This is a genomic window from Lacunisphaera limnophila (assembly GCF_001746835.1).
GTDB lineage: Bacteria > Verrucomicrobiota > Verrucomicrobiia > Opitutales > Opitutaceae > Lacunisphaera > Lacunisphaera limnophila.
The window spans coordinates 74,657-91,325 of sequence record NZ_CP016094.1 but is presented as its reverse complement, the minus strand read 5'-3'; the positions used below and the strand labels follow the sequence as shown (position 1 = coordinate 91,325).

The window sequence follows — 16,669 nt, the reverse complement described above, 5'->3', positions numbered from 1 at the left end:
GGAATCCGGCAGGTCATAGCCCGGGCCGGAATGGAGCAAACCTTTTGACAATTCCCGGGGTTGGCAAATGGGTTGGGGGCATGAAGCCGAGGTATTCGTCCGCCGCCGCCGCCGTCGCATGCGTCCTTATGGTCGCGGCCGGGTGTGCGAAAAAAGCGGAGCCGGCGGCATCCGCCCCCGTTGCTGGCACCACGCCGGCGGTCCCGGTGGAGGTCCGCCACGCCCTGACGGGGGAGATCCTCAAGGCGGATCCCGCGAGCTCGGCGCTGCTCGTGACGCACGACGAGATCAAGGGGTACATGCCGGCCATGACGATGGAGTTCAAGGTGTCCGCGGCCGACCTGGCCAACGCCCAGCCCGGCCAGCGCATCCGTGCGGAGCTGGTGGAGCGCGGCGGGGACTACTGGCTCGAGAAGATCTGGCCCGACGACACCGTGACCCGGACATCGCTCGACGCGGCGGCCAAGGCCCTTGCCCAGGACACGGCGATGCGCGGCAAGGAGGCCTACCGGGAGATCGGCGAGGTGCTGCCGACCTTCACGCTGCTCGACCAGGCCGGGCGGGCGGTGCCGGCCAGCCGGTTCCGCGGCAAGCAAGTCGTCCTCAATTTCATTTTCACGCGCTGCCCGATCGCCACGATGTGCCCCGCGGCGACGCTGCGGATGGGGCAATTGCAGGCCGCGGCGCGCGCGGCCGGCGCGAAGGATTTTGAACTGGTCTCCATCTCGCTCGACCCGGAGTACGACACCCCCGGGGTGCTGCGGGACTACGCCGAGACGCGCGGGCTGGACACGTCGAACTGGTCGTTCCTCACCGGGCCCGACGCGGCCGTGCGGCACCTGCTGGCGCAGCTCGGTGTGATCCGGGAGTTCGAGGGGGCCACGATCAAGCACACGCTGGCCACCGTGCTCATCAATGAGGAGGGCCGGATCATCCACCGCGAGGACGGCAGCGTGTGGCGGGTCGATGATTTCGTGCGGAGGCTCAAAAAAGGATGAACAAGCTCGACGAACTCAGTGAAGCCGGGGCGCCGCCGCCGCGCCAAAGCGCCGCCCCGCGCGGGGCGGGGTTGGGGGCGCGCGGGCAGGTGCTGGTGATTACCTCCGTGGCGCTGGCGCTCTACGTCGGCATCCGCCTGCTGCCGGGCGGCTCGAATGTGAACCACATGGATTTCCGGGTGGAGGGGAAGGGGGCGATCGAGTTTTGCGACCCGGCCAACCCGCAGTTCATCCCGGTCGTGTCCGTGCTTTCACCGGTGGTGATGGGCCTGAAGGCCGCCGGGGCGCCGGCCCGCAACGAGCCGGTGGAGTTTACGGTCACGCTGCGCACCGCCAGCGGCAAGCCGATCGGCCCCGCCGACCTGATCATCGCGCACACGCGCAAGTTGCACCTGCTCGTCGTGGATCCGACACTCTCCGACTACCAACACGTCCACCCCGAGCCGGGCCGGCGGGACGGGGAATGGGTGTTCACGCTCACGCCGCGCCGCTCGGGCGTGTACCGGGTGTTCGCCGATTTCACGCCGGCGGCGACCCAGCGCGGGCTCTACGCCGCGGCGGACTTCACGGTGCCCGGGGCGGTGCCCACGGTGATCAACACGGGCAACACCACCTGGCTGGACCGGGGTTTCCGGTTTGAGCTCGGGCTGCCGCCGGTGCTCCATGCCGGGCAGCCGACCGACCTGACCTTCCGCATCAGCAGCCCGGGCACGGTCAAGGAACCCGTGCCGCTCCAGCCGGTGATGGGGGCCTTCGCGCACCTGGTCGCCTTCGACGAGGCGCGCAGCGGCTTCGCCCACCTGCACCCGATGGAAACGGACCTGACCAAGTCGCCCGATGCGCTGAACCCGGAATTGAATTTCAAGATCACGATCCCGCAGCCCGGCCGCTACGTCATCTGGGCCCAGGTGGACCTCGGCGGCACGGAGGTGTTCGCGCCGTTCTGGGTGGATGTATTGCCGTAGCGGCGATCCCGCCCTACAGGCCGACTGGGCTGGGTATGGCGCGCCGCAGGCGCTAAACCGGCTCGCCCGACAGCGCCATGACCTCGCCCGTGTCGGTGCGGAGGTACTGGCCGAGCTCCGTGCCCGGGAAACTGCCGAAGACGCCGGGGTGGCAGCGCAGCAGGCCCTCGCGGGCGAGGCGCACGATGCTGCGGGTGTTGGACTCGGGGTCGCGGCAGAACCAGTGGGGGCGCGACTTGTTGGGCCAGACGAAGCTGCCGCGCAGCACGTCGCCGATGATCGCCTCGCCCGACGCGAGCACCACCGAGGCGGAGCCGGCGGTGTGGCCGGGGGTGGCGAGCACGCGGCCCTTCACCCCGTAGGGCTCCAGCGAAAAACCGTCCCGGAAAAGCAGGCCGGGTTCGAAGGGTTCGAAGGGCTCGTCCACGAAGGGACGCAGCACGCGGCCGAGGATGTCCTGGGGCGCCAGCACGCCGTTGTGACCGGTGCGGGCGAGCTCGGCGTCGCCGACGTGCAGGGCGACGTGGACGCCGCTGCGGCGCTGCAGTTCCGCCGCACAGCCCGCGTGGTTGCTGTGGCCGTGGGTGAGGAGAATCAGGGCGAGGTCCGCCGGGGCCAGGCCATGGGCCTTGAGGCCGGCGAGGATGCGCTTGAGGTCGCCCGGCGCGCCGGTGTCCACCAGCACCGGCCGCTCGCCGAGCAGCAGGTAGCAGTTGGAAATGGCGCCCTTGATCCGGATCAGCATGGGGAGGGGACGGATTCACCGCGAATAACGCGGATGGGCGCGGATAAAGGCATGGGTGGAGTGGGCACTGTTCCTGACTTCAGGATTGATCCGCGTTCATCGGCGTTATCCGCGGGGAAATTCCGCCGGTTGGGTCAGAACTTCAGGTGCTTCACCGTGACGCCCTTGTTGATGAGCTGCTTCAGGGAATCGAGGCCGATGCGCAGGTGGGAGATGACGTGGGCGTCGTCGACGGCCTTGTCGCTGACCGCGGTCTTCACACCCTGCGGGGTCATGGGCTCGTCGGAGACGAGGAGCAGGGCGCCGGCGGGCGTCTCGTTGGCGAAAGCGGTGATGAAGATGGTGGCGGTCTCCATGTCGACGGCCATGGCGCGGATCTTCTTGAGGTAGGTCTTGAAGATCTTGTCGTGTTCCCAGACGCGGCGGTTGGTGGTGTAGACGGTGCCGGTCCAGTAGTCCTTCTTGTGCTCGCGGATGGTGGTGGAGATGGCCTTCTGCAGCGCGAAGGAGGGCAGGGCGGGGACCTCGGGCGGGAAGTAGTCGTTGCTCGTGCCCTCGCCGCGGATGGCGGCGATGGGGAGGATGAGGTCGCCGATGCGGGCGCGGTGCTTCACGCCGCCGCACTTGCCGAGGAAGAGGACGGCCTTGGGGTTGATGGCGCTCAGCAGGTCCATGACCGTGGCGGCGGTGGCGCTGCCCATGCCGAAGTTGATGATCGAGATGTTGCCCGCGGTGGCGCTGAGCATGGGCTTGTGGCGGCCGTGGACGGGCACGCGGTGCCACTGGGCGAAGAGCTCAACGTAGCGGTCGAAGTTCGTGAGCAGGATGTAGCGGCCGAACTGCTTGAGGGCCACGCCGGTGTAGCGGGGCAGCCAGTTGGCGACGATTTGTTGTTTGGTCTCCATACGAGTTGCTTTTGCCCACAAAAAATTAGCCCGGGCGTCGGCCTTGGCGAGGCTATTCCCCGTGGCGCACCTGTAGCGGCGGTCTTACCAGCTCACGCTCAGCTCCACGCCCCAGGTGAGCGGAGCGCCGGGGGTGCCGTGGCCGACGCCGGGGGTGATGGAGCTGTAATATTCCTCGTCGCCGAGGTTGCGGCCGAAGAGTCGCACCTCGCCCGCGGCGAAGGCGTACCCTGCGTCGGCCTCGACCAGCGTGTACGAGCGCTGGGCCAGGAAGGCGGTCTCCTGCTCGTCGTAGTACGTGGTGCCGGTCCAGCTGAGGCCGGCGCCGGCGAAGAAACCCGTGGCCGGGCGGTAGTCGACGCGCAGCGCGCCATTGCCGGAAGGAGCGTAGGGCGCGCGGTTGCCGGAGTAGGTTGCGCCGGTGAACGGATCGGTGAACTCCTCCAGTTCGGCGTGGCTGATGGAGCCAACGAGCGTCACGGTCCAGTCGGCGGCGGGGTTCCAGCTGGATTCCAGCTCGAGGCCCAGGACGCGCGCCTCGCCGGCGTTGACCACGAGGTATTCATCGGCGAAGGAACCCGGGACGGCGAAGGAACGCTCGATCTGGTACCCGGTGACGCGCGAGGCGTAGGCCCGGGCGGTGGTGGCGAGGTGGGATTCCTTGAACGTCGTCCGGTAGGCGGCCTCCGCGGTCCAGGCGCGCTGGGCGCCAAAGGCCGCGAGGTCGGCGTGGCCGGTGAAGCCGGAGTAACCGCCGGCCTTGAAGCCGCGGGCGAGGGACAGGGTGAGGTCGGTGGCGTCGTCAATCTTCCGGGTGGCGGCGAGGCTCGGCAGGAAGGCCGACCAGTCGTCATCGCGGCGGATCACGGCGGAGCCGGGGATGGTCTCGATGCGCGTGAAGTCCTTGTCCGTCTGTTCGGCGCGCAGGCCGGGGGTGAGGGTCCAGCCGGGGGCGGGGGTGAAGTTCGCCCGGCCGAAGAGGGCGAAAGTGTCGGCGTCGGTCGTGTAGCGCGACTGCTCGATGGGGAAGCCGCTGAACACGCGGTCGGCACTGCCGCGCGTGCGGGAGGTCGACCAGAACGCGCCGCCCGAGCCGCGCGGTCCGGCGAAGCGGATCTCCTCGCTGAAGGTGCGTTGCGATTGCGTGACCACGGAATCGAAGTCGGCGCCGCCGAAGACGACGAGGCGGTTGGAGTAGGGATTCATTTCCCAGTTCGACCAGCTGGTCGTGGTGCTGAGTGTACCGGCGTCAAGGTCGCGGCTGAAGCCGAGGGCGGCGGCGGCGAAGTCGGTGTCGGCCACGCCTTCCTGGCCGCGCTGTACCTCATGGTAGGGGCCGCCGAGCGGCACCAGCGCCTGGGCGCCGTCACGGGCGCGCTGGCCCAGCACGTGGAAGGAGAGCTCCGTGCCGGCGACGGGCCGGTGGGTGAGCTTGAGGCGGGCGGAGACGGATTCGCGGTCGTCCACGTCCTGGTTGAGCTGGGTGTTGCGGACGTAGCCGTCGCGCTGGCTGGCGCTGAGCCCCGCGCTGATCTCGGTGTCGGCGCTTGGCGCGCTCTGCACGGAGGCGCTGGCGGCGAGGAGGCCGTGGTTGCCCGCGGAGAAGGTGGCACGGGACCGGGTGCCGGCGGCGGGGCGGGCGCTGGTGAAGTGGATCACGCCGGCGTCGCCGGCGCGGCCGAAGAGGGTGGCGGCCTGCGGCCCGCGGTGGACGGCGACGGAGGAGAAATCGTAGAGGTCGGTGGGGAAGGTGAAACCGGTGGCGAGCGGGATGTCGTCGAGGTAGACCGGGACCGACGAATCGCTGAAGTACGGGGTGTTGCCCAGGCCGCGCAGGGTCGTGATGGCGCCGAAGCCACGGGCGCCGGCGTCGCTGACGGACAGGCCGGCGGTGCGGAGGGCGAGGGCGGCGAGCCCGGCGGCGGGTTCGGCCGTCGGCGCCAGTTCCACCAGGCTGACCTGGACGTCGCGGGTGACGGGGCGCTCGACGACCATGTCGGGGAGCTGTTGCACCTCGTCGGCGCGGAGGCCGGTGGCGAGGAGGGCGATTAACGGCAGGAGGGAACGGGGACGGAGGGGCAGTCTCATCGGTGGGAACCGCCGAATGGGAGTCCCCGGCCCCAAAAGCGCAAGCCCGGGGTTGGGTCGGGCCGGGAATGGCAGACTGCTGAATCTACCCCGCGAAGAATGCTAATGGGCGCAAGGTGGGGAAGCGAGGTCCGCCGGGCAAGGCGCGGTGACGCCCGCGCGATGCTCGCAATGGTGGGCGGTTACTGCAAATCGGCCAGCGGCACCGTGTGCGTGAAGCGGGTGACGCCCTGCTTGTCGATGCAGGTGATGACCAGCTCGCGGGCGTCCTTGGGGCCGCGGACCTCGACGGTGGTGAAATTCTGGTCGCCGACGAGGGAGTCCTTCACGAGGTAGGGATCGGTGGCCTTGTTGCTTTTCTCCACGTCCCAGGAACCGCTGGAGAAGGGGGAGGCCGTGATCTCGTAGACCCAGGGGCCGTCCTTGGCCAGCTGGCGGCGGTAGAGGCCGGAGTGGTGGACATCACCCGTGAGAAACACGACGCCGGTGATCTCCTGCTCGCGGATGAAGGCGAGGAGTTCCTCGCGCTCGCGGCGGTATTCCTGGTGCGACTCGGCGCCGGTGCGGACCTGCAGCATCTGGTTGCCCGTCGCGATGAAGAAGAATTTGAAGTGCTTCAGCTCCTTGGCGGCGATGAGCGACTGTTTGAGCCACTCGAGCTGCTTGCGCCCATACTGGGATTTCCCGGGATGGAGGTCCTGGTTGAGCGTGGCGGCGTCGCGGTGATAATGGTTGTCGAGGAGGAAGAAGGCGGCGTCGCTCCAGTAGAACTTGGTGTGGACGCCGGGGTTGTCCGCTTCGCCGTACGAGGGATTGCCCCAGTAGGCCCGGAAGATCTTCAGGGCCTCGTCCTTGTACTCGTAGGAAGAATTCGAGTCGTTCGGGCCGTAGTCATGGTCGTCCCACGTGGCGTAGTGGTGCATCGTGCCGAGAAGTTTCCGCATCTCGGGGATCGCGCGGTCGTGCTGCGGGCGGTACCAGAGGCCGCTGACCGAGTCGTAGTCGGGCTCGCGGTAATACCAGTTGTCGCCGAGCCAGACGGCAAAGTCGGCGCCGCTGTCACCCATCAGCTCGAAGGTGCGGGTGGTCTTGCCGTAGGGCGTGCCCGGGCGGTCGAACGCGGGGTCGTTGATGTAGGCGCAGGAGCCGGTGACGAATTTGAAATCAGGGGCCGGTGTGCGCCATTCCCACAGGGCCTGCGTCTGGAAGGTGGCGGGGAATGGGAGGGCCTGCGCCACGCCGTCGAGGCTGAGCGTGTACTCGTAACGGGCCCCCGGCTCGAGCAGGCCCGGGCGGAAGTGGATGATCTGGCCGCCGGCGGGTGTGACGGCGGGGTTGGCCTGCGTGAGCGTGCGTTTGGTCGCCGGCTGGCCGGCGAGCCAGTAGTCGAGTGTGACGGTCTGCGCCTCCTTGGCCTCAACCCAGAGGAACACCTCGCGGTGGGCCCGGTAGCCCAGCATGGGGCCGGAGATGATCGACGGCGCGGCCAGGGCGGCGGACGGCAGGCCGAAGATCGAGGCCAGCAAACCGAGGACGAAAAGCAACCGGTGGGCGGGGCGGCGGAGCGTTGTCATGGCGCGAGCATGGGAGTTTCGACCGGATTGGCAAACCGACCGGACGGAAATCGGGTTAATTTTGCGAGTCGCCAAATCTAACACACAATTCTTACGCAAGAATTTGCAAAGTGGGGCGGGGCAGGTTTGCTGGCACTGCCCCATGCTTCCCCGCCCCCGGTTTGCCCTCGCCTTGCTATGCCCGGTCGTGCTGTCCGCGCAGACCGCCCTGGACACCTTCCAGAAGGAGATCCGGCCGATGCTGGAGACTTATTGTTACAGCTGCCACGGTGACGGGGAGAGTGAGGGCGGCGTGACGCTCGATGCCTTCAAGGACGAGGCCAGCCTCAAGGACCACAAGCTCTGGCTGCGGGTGCTGAAGAACACGCGCTCGCGCATCATGCCCCCGGTCGAGGAGGATTACCTCGAGCAGGCCGAGATCGACAAGCTGGCGGCCTTCATCAAGCGCGACGTCTTCGAGCTGGATCCCGCGCGGCCGGACCCGGGCCGGGTCACGGTGCGCCGCCTCAACCGCGTGGAGTACCGCAACACCGTGCGCGAGCTGCTGGGGGTGGATTACGACACGCAGAGGGAATTTCCCGCCGACGACACCGGCCACGGCTTCGACAACAACGGCGATGTGCTGACGCTCTCGCCCATGCTGCTGGAGAAATACCTCGATGCCGCGCAGGCGGTCGTGGCCGGCACCGTGCCCCTGCAGCCGCGCGTGGTGGCCGAGCGGGCCCTGGAGGGCCGCCAGTTCGTGACCGTGCGCATGGAGACGCCGGCGACCCTGCTGGGCGACACGGCCCGCACCTCCGATGCCGCCACCGCCGCGCCCGTCCCGGCCCCGGCCTTCCTGCGGCCCGCCCCCGCGATCGAGGGTCGTGCGCTGGACCTGTCCTACTACACGCCGGCGACCGTCGGCACGACCCACCGGGTGGAAATCCCCGGCGCCTACGAGGTGGAACTCAACCTGAACGCGGTCGAGCGCTACGTGGACGACCAGTTTGACTACAACCGCTGCCGGGTGATTTTCCAAGTGGATGGCGAAACCGTCCTCGACCAGGAATTTGTCCGCGAAGGCTTCAAGACCTACAAGCTGACCTTTGCCCGGGAGTGGGCGGCGGGGGACCATCAACTCAGCCTGGAGATCCGTCCGCTCGGTCCGGATCGCGATCAGAAACGCTCCCTGCGGATCCGCCTCAACGACGTGACCGTGCGCGGCCCCTTCGCCCGGGACCACTGGGTGCAGCCGGCCAACTACGCCCGTTATTTCCCGCGGGCCGTCCCCGCCGATGCCGCCGAGCGCGCCGTCTACCTGCGGGAGCTCCTCGCCGATTTCACGCTCCACGCCTTCCGCCGCCCGACCGACCAGCCCACCATCGAGCGTCTCGCCACCATGGCCGAGCGGGTGGCCGCGCAGGAGGATGGCACCTTCGAGGCCGGCGTGGCCCAGGCGATGGTGGCCGTGCTGGCTTCCCCCCGCTTTATCTTCCGCGAGGAGGAGACCCTGCCGCTGACCCCGGGCGAGGCGCATCCCCTGGTGGATGAGTGGGCCCTGGCCTCCCGGTTGTCGTATTTCCTGTGGTCCTCGATGCCCGACGCCGAGCTGTTCCGCCTCGCCGCGGAGGGACGGCTCCGTGCCAATCTCACGCAACAGGTGGACCGCATGATGGCCGACCCGAAGTCGGATGAATTCATCCGCAACTTCACCGGCCAGTGGCTCCAAGCCCGCGACATCAGCACGGTGATCATCAATCCGCTGGACGTGTTTCTCCGCGAGAACCCCAACCCCGACTTCGAGCAGGCGCTCGAGACCTTCCGCCGCCTCAACCGCGTACCGGCCGAGCAGCGCACCGCCGAGCAGAAGGACGAACTGACCCGGATCCGCGACCTGGTGGTCCCCGTGTTCCGGGCCCCCAAGCCCCAGCTCACCAACTCGCTGCGCGAGGCCATGCAGCAGGAGACCGAGATGAGCTTCGCCCATGTGCTCCGCGAGGACCGCAGCCTCGTCGAGCTGATCAACGCCGACTACACCTTCCTGAACGAGGAGCTGGCCCAGCATTACGGCATCGCCGGGGTCACCGGCCGCGAAATGCGGAAGGTCCAGCTCCCGCCCGACAGTCCGCGCGGGGGCGTGCTCACGCAGGGTACCGTGCTGGCGGTCACCTCCAACCCCACGCGCACCTCGCCGGTGAAGCGCGGCGTGTTCATCCTCGAGAAGATCCTCGGCACCCCGGCCGCCCCGCCGCCGCCCAACATCCCCCCGCTGGAGAACGTCGCCTCGAAGGAGGAGCTCAGCAAGATGACCCTGCGCGAGACGCTCAACCTCCACGCCCGCAGCGCCGAGTGCCGCTCCTGCCACAACCGCATGGACCCGCTCGGCCTCGCCCTGGAGAATTTCAACGCCCTCGGCCGCTGGCGCGACATGGACAGCAACCAGCCCGTCGAGGCCGCCGGCAAGCTCATCACCGGCGAGAAATTCGCCGACATCCGCGAGCTGAAGCGGATCCTGGCGACCGGCCACCGCGGGGATTACCTGCACAACATGGCGGAGAAGCTCCTGACCTACGCCCTGGGCCGCGGCCTCGATTACACCGACGTCGACATCCTCGACCAGCTGGTGGTGCAGTTGGAGGCCGCCGACGCGCGCCCGTCCGCCCTCCTGCACGGCATCATCCGCTCCGCCGCCTTCCAGCAGCGCCGGCTGGATCCGCCGGTGCACACCGCCGGTCCCGCCGCCGGCCCTTCCACTCCCCGCAGCTGAAACCCCGACCCCGCTCCCCATGCACACCCGCCGCCATTCGCCCCTCCTTCGTGACCAAGTCGCCAGCATGAGCCGCCGCCATTTCCTGAAGGGTCTCGGGGCGTGCATCGCGCTGCCCACGATGACCTCGCTGCTGCCGTCCCGCCTGCTGGCGGCGACCGCCGCCGCCCAGTTGGCGACCACCGCCACCGGCGCGCCGCTGCGCACGGCCTTCGTGTTCTTCCCCAACGGCGCCATTCCCGACCGTTGGTGGCCGACGGGCGGCCAGACGGATTTCGCCCTCCAGGGCACGCTCGCCCCGCTCGAGAGCATGCGCTCGCACGTGCAGGTCCTCGGCGGCCTGGAACACGCCAACGCCACGGCCGGCAATGACGGCGGCGGCGACCACGCGCGCGGCAACAGCGTCTTCCTCACCGGCGTCCGCATCAACAAGAGCGCCACCGACGTGCGCGCCGGCATCTCGATCGACCAGGTCATCGCCAAGCAGGTCGGTCACCTCACGCGCTTCCCCTCGCTGGAGCTGACGGCCGACCTCAACCGCCGGTCCGCCGACTGCGATTCGGGTTATTCCTGCGCCTACCAGTACAACATTTCCTGGCAGTCGGCCACCACGCCGATGACGCCCGAGAACAACCCCCGCCTGGTCTTCGAGCGCCTCTTCGGCGCCGGCGCCCACGGCGAGCGCGCCGAAAACACCGTGCGCCGCATGCAGGAGCGCCGCTCCGTCCTGGATTTCGTGATGGCCGACGCCAAGAATATGCAGGGCCGGCTGGCCCTCGATGACCGGGAGAAGCTGGACCAGTACCTCACCGGCATCCGCGACATCGAGGCCCGGATCGAGAAGGCCGAGCGCTTCGGCCCCGGCCCCGACCCGGTCGTCGCCACGCCCACCGGCATCCCGGCCACCCACGTCGAGTACGTGCAGCTGATGTACGACATGATGATCCTGGCCTTCCAGACCGACTCGACCCGCGTCGCGACCTTCGTGCTCGGGCATGACGGCGACAACCGCTCCTTCAGCGAGATCGGCATCACCGAGGGCCACCACGACCTGTCGCACCACCAGAACAATACCGAGCGCGTCGAGAAGGTGGCCCAGATCGACCGCTGGTACGTGGAGCAGTTCGGCAAGTTCCTCGCGAAGATGGAGGCAGTGAAGGACGTGGACGGCCACTCGTTGCTGCACAATTCCCGCATTCTCTACGGCAGCGGCAATGCCGACGGCAACCGCCACACCCACGACAACCTGCCGCTGATCCTCGCGGGCGGCGGCGGCGGCCAGCTCCGTGGCGGCCGCTATGTGAACCACGGGTCGCAGCCGCTCTCCAACCTCTTCCTCGACCTGGCCGATCAGGCCGGCGTCAGCGGCCTCGAGCGCTTCGGCGATTCGACCGCCCGGCTGGGGAACGTTTAAAGCGTATTTGTACCGCTGTAGCCGGGGTCGCTGACCACGGTCTGCGGCGCGCGGTGCAACGATCACCGGGGTCAGCGACCCCCGGCTACATTCTGACCTCAGCCGCTCTAGCCGCCGATGGGCGGACGGCTGGCGGTGAGCATTTTTTGCACGCGGGCCAGCAGTTCCGTCCCGGCGAAGGGCTTGCGCATCAGCTCGACGCCCGGCCGAGCGAGCAGACCGCCACCGGCGACGGCCGGCTCGGTACCGCTGGAGCACAGGAGCACCGGCGCATCGGGGTTGGCGGCCTTGAATTCATGGACCAGGACAGTCGTCTGCGCGGCATCAGCGCGGATGTCGCTGCACAACAGCGCAAAAGTCGCCCCACTCGCCAGCTGCGTCCGCGCGCCGGCGGCATCGGGGACCGCGGTGACCAACTGCCCCCCGCGCCGCAGCACCCGCTCGAGCACAGCCCGGACGTCCGCATCCTCCTCGACCAACAGGATGGACTGGCCGGTTACCTCCGGCCGCGGCGGGCGCGCAGCGGGCTCCGCGGGGAGCGTGCAGGACGGGAAAGCCAGTTCGAAGCTGGCCCCGCTCCCGGGCACATTGGATGCGGTGGCGGTGGCCCCGGCCTCCTCGGCAAAAGTCCGGACCATGGCCAGGCCGAGGCCGGTGCCGTGGCCGGAGGCCTTGGTGGTGAAAAACGGCTCGAAGATGCGCGGCAGGATGTCGGCGGGGATGCCCTGGCCGTTGTCGCTGACCGAGATCACCGGGCCGGCCCCCTCCCGGTCCGCCACGCGCAGCGTGATCACCCCGCCGTCCGGCAGGGCATCGCGGGCATTGAGCAGCAGGTTGAGCAGCGCCTGTTGCAGGTCGGCGGGGTCGACCAGGATGCGCTGCCGGCTCTGGCCGTCGAGTTGCAGGCGGATGTTGTCCGGGATCAGCCGGCCGAGCAGCCGGATGACGGAGGTGGCGACGGCGACAGGATCGGTGCTGACCGGCTGGCAAACCGCCGACCGGTTCAAATTGAGTAGCTGGCGGGTGGTGCGTGCGGCGGATTCGGCGGCCTTCAGGATGTCCTGGGCAAAGACCTGTTCCTCGCCGGGCGGCAGGCTCAGCTTGAGCAACTCGGCGTTGCCGAGCACGGCGGTCAGGGCGTTGTTGACGTCGTGGGCCACACCGCTGGCGAGTTTGCCGAGCGCCTCAAAATGCTGGTTGGCGAGCATGGTTTCCTCCGCCTTGCGTCGGGCCTCGTCGGCGAGGGTGCGGCGGCGGCGTTCCTCGGCGATCTGCTCCAGCGCCTGGAAAAGGGCGTGGTGGATCCGGGCGAAGATGGCGTAGCCCATGGCAAGGACCCCGAAGGCGTATAGTCCGGTCCGCAACAGCGCGGTGAGCGTGGGGTCATGGCCCGCCATGAACGAATAGGGGGGCAGCACCCCGCGCGTGACGAGCACCGCGTGCACCACGATATACGCGCCGAAGCTGAGGACCACGGCGGCGCCGGCCCGCTTGTTGATGAAGAACAACGCCGCGAGCACGGTGCAGACCAGGCCGATGCCACTGGCCATTTGCGGACCCGAGGTGGACCACATCAGCAGGTTGATCAGGCCGAGCCAGCAGACAAAGATGATACCGCTGCCGCGAATCGACAGGCGTTTGAGCGCGAGGTATTGCGCGGCGAGGCCGACCAGCAGCACGGCCTCGAAGACGAAGGAAACAAGCGTGCGGCTGGCCTGGTCCCGCGTGTGCCACAGACCCAGCTGCACCACGCTGTAGGCGGCGATCGACCAGAACATGCCCCGCAGCACGCGCTGCTGCACCGTCGTCAGCACGGCCAGCGGGTCATCCCCGAGGAGGGTGTGATATCCCGCGGAGCTGCCGGACACCTGAGGTTGGCTGGCCACAACCCAGGGTGGACGAATGCCAGGGGGGCAGCAAACGCAAAAGCCCTGCTGGGGTGGGTTGCGCGCGGCTACCGGGCGATCCGCGCCGTGCCGGGTCGGTCCCCGAGGAAGTGGCGCACCTCGCCGTCCACCTGGGCGCTGAGCCGTTGCGCGGCGGCCTCGTCGTAGAGCCAGACCTCATAGTCCGCCACGGGGGCGATGCGTGAGGGCTCGCCGAACTTCACCCGGAGCGCGGCCGGATCGAGGCCGTTGGTCACGATGAAGGTGTAGCGCGGCACTCGCAGCGCGCCGGTCGCGGCGTCGACCTCGAAATGATGGAAGGCGTTGTTGCCCCAGAACTGCACGCGGCCGTCGGGTCGCAGCTGGTTGAGCCGGAGGTCCGAGCGCGCGACGGTGTTGAGGTAGTGGGCGTTCCAGAAATCGGCCAGCCCGCGCTCCCGGCCCTCCGCGGTGAGGAACCGGTCCAGTGCCGCGACCCGTTCCGGGTAGGGCCAGGCCCAGGCGGCCGGGTGGATCTGAGGCCCGCGCACCCACGCCAGAAGCAGCAGGAGGGAGGTGACGAGACCCGCGACGAACGGGGTCTGCAGCCGTGCCAGCGGCAACCGGGTGAACAGCCACCACAACGGGAGGATAAGGCAGGGGAGGAGGTAGCGGCCGTGCTGGGGGTTCTGCCAATAGACCGCCAGCGCCGGCAGCAGCAGCGTGCTCGCGAGACCGGCGGCCGCGAACCAGCTGGCTTGGCGTGCCGTCTCGCCCTCGCCGACCCCGGCCCGCGCGACCGTGGGACGCAGGGTCAGCCAGAGGGCGGCACCGGTGCAGACGAGGAAAAGGCCGATGAAGCCGGGCACGGCGGTGGCGACGGGGCCGGTGAGGTCGGACGCGAGGCTTTGCGCCGCGCCGGCCACCGCGGAGGGGGTGGGGGCGTGACGCACGACGCGGGGAAAATTCCACCAGCCGGCCAGCCACAGCGATCCGCGCAGGATGGCGACCAGCCCGTAGGCCGATAACACGGCGATCAGGAAGGCCCGCACCCGGGGCGCGCGCCACCGCGGGGCGCCGGCGGTGGCCAGGAGCGCCAGTCCCAGCGGCGCGACGAACTGGGTGAGCAGGAGCGTATCGGAGGCCAGGCCGATGAAGAGCAGAAGGGTCGCGACCGTGGCCCGCGCGCGCGTCGGGGCCACGGCGGTCGGTCCGGCCCAGAGGGCGAATTGGGCGAGACCGAGCAACACGGCCCCGCCGTGGAAGGTCGCGGTGCCGAGCCACCAGAGCCAGCGCGCGTGATCAGCCGCGCCCTGCCAGGCGAGGAGCACGTTGACCAGCAGCGCGCCGCTGAGCCAGGCGTGCGGGGCCGCCGGGTTGGCGCGGTGCAGCGACCAACCGGCGAGCAGGGCGAGCGTCCCGTAGCTCGTCACCAGATAGAAGGGCAGCAAAGGCGCGTCGCCGAGCACGACGTGCCAGAGGAGGCTGAAGGCGAAATCGGGGAAAAGGTACGGCGACGAGCTGAGGGTCCAGCCGGAGAGCGGATAAACGCCCGCCCATACATCGACGGCGAAGCGCTGGGGCAGCAGGTAATCCGCGTCGAGCCATGGTTGGAAGTAGCGCGTGGCGAGCGCCAGGACCTGCACGACGACGACCGCGAGGGCCGCCAGGGTGAGCGCGTGAGCGGAGGCCTTCTTCACGGATTCAAAGGTTGCAGGAGACGGGCGGCATGACGGGGGGCGGGAAGTGATTCCCACATCGGGCAAGGCGCGTCAAACCCGGGGCGAGTGTGGGGCGGGATTTCCAAATCCCACCTTGGTTCGATCACGATATCGCGTTCGTGGCGGGATTCGGAAATCCCGCCCTACACCAATAGCCCGCTTACTCCTTCTTGTCGCCGCCGGTGGTGGCGGTGACGTCCTTCAGCCAGTCGAGCAGGATGGCCTTGTGGCCGGCGGCGTCGTAGTTGGCGCGGAGGGCGGTGAGGCGCTCCTGCAGCTGGACGTTGTTGCGCAGGCGGCGGGAAAGGCGGGGCTTGTGCGGCATCTTGTCCTCGAGGACGACTTGCTTGAGCTTGCCGGCATTGGCGAGCGTGGCGCGGATGGCGTCGTCGGTGCTGTAATCGAGGTCGTCCCGGATCTCCTTCTCCCCGTCGATCACTTCGCCGTGACACATGACGCAGCTTTCGTTGATGACCTTGCGCACCTCGGGCTTGAGCGGGAGCAGGCTGTCCACGACCGCGTCGGCGGACAGGCGGGAAGCAGCGAGGGTGAGGAGCGTGGCGAGGGTGAGGAGGTTTTTCATTTAAGATCGGGGAGGGAGACGGATTTCACGCCGCAGCCCGGGGGTGGGTGGTGAAACGCGGGTCGGACGTGGGGTGGGGGTCAGCGTGGGTCGAGAACAGCGTTGAGGCGCTCGATTTCGCGGGCGGGAAGAGGTCCAGACTGATTAATCAGCAACAGGAAGTCGGCAAGCCGCTCTTTTTCGGCCGGGGTCAGCTGGTCGCGGTAGCCCGGCATGGGGATGGCCTGGCCATCAAAATATTTCTTTGCGATGCGACCGAGGAGGCCCGCCTCGATGGCGCGGCCGCGGCCGTGGTCGATCCAGTGGAGGATCTCGCTGCGATCGCCGTCGGCGGTGAGTTTGAGGAAGTCCTGACCCTGAAAGCCGGGGATGTAGCCCTTGAACGAGGCGGGATTGGCCACGCCCCCCTGGCCGAGTTCGCCGTGGCACTGGTAGCAGCCGGTCTGGCGGGCGAGACGGTCGCCGGCCACGAACAACTGGTCCGGCGTGAGGGCCGCACCGGGCGCGGCCGGCGTGGTCCGGGCACCGGGATCCACGCGCAGCTTCAGGCCCTCGGCAAGGATCCAGGCGGCGATGTCCTCGATCTCGGCGGCACTCAGGCGGTCCCGGTAGGCGGGCATGCGGATGAACAGCTGCTTATGCTTTTCAACCTCATCGGCCGGCACGCCGTTCGTGATCCAGTCGACGAGGACCTTCACCTCGGTGATTTCGCCTTCCCAAAGGGACGGGTTGTTCTTCCCGCGCCACTGGCCGGGGGCGGCCAGGCGGAGGTTGAAACGGGGCTCCTCCTCGCTGCGACCGTGGCAGGCGAAGCAGCCGGCCTCCTCGGCGAGGCGGGCGCCGCGGGTGACCGGGGAAGACTCGGGCTGCTTTTCCACCTGGAGGAAGATCGTGGCGCCGACGGCCAGCCCGCAGAGACCCAGCAGGACGACGCCGAGGATCTTGCCGTCGGCGGGGCGGGTTCGCGGCGGGGGAAGCATCGGGTCAGGAAAAGGGACGGTGGAGGAAAGGCAAACCGGCAGGTGCCCGGGCGGAAAATCGTCGGTGATCTTGGCGGCGACT

Annotated in this window: 12 protein-coding genes; 4 read left to right on the top strand and 8 right to left on the bottom strand. The window is 68.7% G+C overall.

Features of this window, described 5'->3' with window-relative positions; all coding sequences use genetic code 11:
* Positions 1 to 80 precede the first annotated feature (80 nt).
* Positions 81 to 998, top strand: coding sequence for an SCO family protein (locus Verru16B_RS00405; RefSeq protein ID WP_069960438.1), 918 nt, complete (start codon positions 81 to 83; stop codon positions 996 to 998).
* The gene (locus tag Verru16B_RS00400) at positions 995 to 1,963 is read left to right on the top strand and encodes a hypothetical protein (RefSeq protein ID WP_069960437.1); all 969 of its coding nucleotides are present in this window, start codon (positions 995 to 997) and stop codon (positions 1,961 to 1,963) included. The genes Verru16B_RS00405 and Verru16B_RS00400 overlap by 4 nt, the downstream gene beginning before the upstream one ends.
* Before the next feature lie 52 nt (positions 1,964 to 2,015).
* On the opposite strand, the gene Verru16B_RS00395 is transcribed toward Verru16B_RS00400, so the two are convergent.
* The 4 genes from Verru16B_RS00395 to Verru16B_RS00380 form a co-directional block, all read right to left on the bottom strand.
* The gene (locus tag Verru16B_RS00395; RefSeq protein WP_069960436.1) at positions 2,016 to 2,708 is read right to left on the bottom strand and encodes an MBL fold metallo-hydrolase; all 693 of its coding nucleotides are present in this window, start codon (positions 2,706 to 2,708) and stop codon (positions 2,016 to 2,018) included.
* Positions 2,709 to 2,842: 134 nt separating this feature from the next.
* Positions 2,843 to 3,613 carry an AMP nucleosidase gene (locus tag Verru16B_RS00390; RefSeq protein WP_069960435.1) on the bottom strand — a complete coding sequence of 257 codons (771 nt, stop codon included), beginning with the start codon at positions 3,611 to 3,613 and terminating at the stop codon, positions 2,843 to 2,845.
* An 84-nt stretch (positions 3,614 to 3,697) separates the two neighbouring features.
* A complete protein-coding gene (locus Verru16B_RS00385) occupies positions 3,698 to 5,701 on the bottom strand; it encodes a TonB-dependent receptor (RefSeq protein ID WP_069960434.1) in 2,004 nt (667 codons plus the stop codon).
* A gap of 182 nt (positions 5,702 to 5,883) precedes the next feature.
* Complete coding sequence (locus tag Verru16B_RS00380) at positions 5,884 to 7,275, bottom strand: alkaline phosphatase D family protein (protein WP_069960433.1); 1,392 nt, start codon at positions 7,273 to 7,275, stop codon at positions 5,884 to 5,886.
* A gap of 142 nt (positions 7,276 to 7,417) precedes the next feature.
* Between Verru16B_RS00380 and Verru16B_RS00375 the strand changes: the two genes are divergently transcribed.
* Together Verru16B_RS00375 and Verru16B_RS00370 are read left to right on the top strand one after the other, a co-directional pair.
* Complete coding sequence (locus Verru16B_RS00375) at positions 7,418 to 10,024, top strand: DUF1592 domain-containing protein (RefSeq protein ID WP_069960432.1); 2,607 nt, start codon at positions 7,418 to 7,420, stop codon at positions 10,022 to 10,024.
* 19 nt (positions 10,025 to 10,043) lie between these two features.
* Positions 10,044 to 11,438, top strand: coding sequence for a DUF1552 domain-containing protein (locus Verru16B_RS00370; RefSeq protein WP_069960431.1), 1,395 nt, complete (start codon positions 10,044 to 10,046; stop codon positions 11,436 to 11,438).
* A gap of 107 nt (positions 11,439 to 11,545) precedes the next feature.
* Here the strand turns inward: Verru16B_RS00370 and Verru16B_RS00365 are convergent, their stop codons facing one another.
* From Verru16B_RS00365 to Verru16B_RS00350, 4 genes are all read right to left on the bottom strand, one after another.
* Positions 11,546 to 13,324, bottom strand: coding sequence for an ATP-binding protein (locus Verru16B_RS00365; protein ID WP_157772092.1), 1,779 nt, complete (start codon positions 13,322 to 13,324; stop codon positions 11,546 to 11,548).
* Between the two features lie 68 nt (positions 13,325 to 13,392).
* On the bottom strand, positions 13,393 to 15,003 hold the full coding sequence (locus Verru16B_RS00360; protein ID WP_069960429.1) for a hypothetical protein: 1,611 nt from the start codon (positions 15,001 to 15,003) through the stop codon (positions 13,393 to 13,395).
* A gap of 181 nt (positions 15,004 to 15,184) precedes the next feature.
* Positions 15,185 to 15,607: a hypothetical protein gene (locus tag Verru16B_RS00355; protein WP_069960428.1), complete on the bottom strand. Its 423-nt coding sequence runs from the start codon at positions 15,605 to 15,607 to the stop codon at positions 15,185 to 15,187.
* Positions 15,608 to 15,687: 80 nt separating this feature from the next.
* A complete protein-coding gene (locus Verru16B_RS00350) occupies positions 15,688 to 16,587 on the bottom strand; it encodes a c-type cytochrome (protein WP_069960427.1) in 900 nt (299 codons plus the stop codon).
* Positions 16,588 to 16,669: the final 82 nt, after the last annotated feature.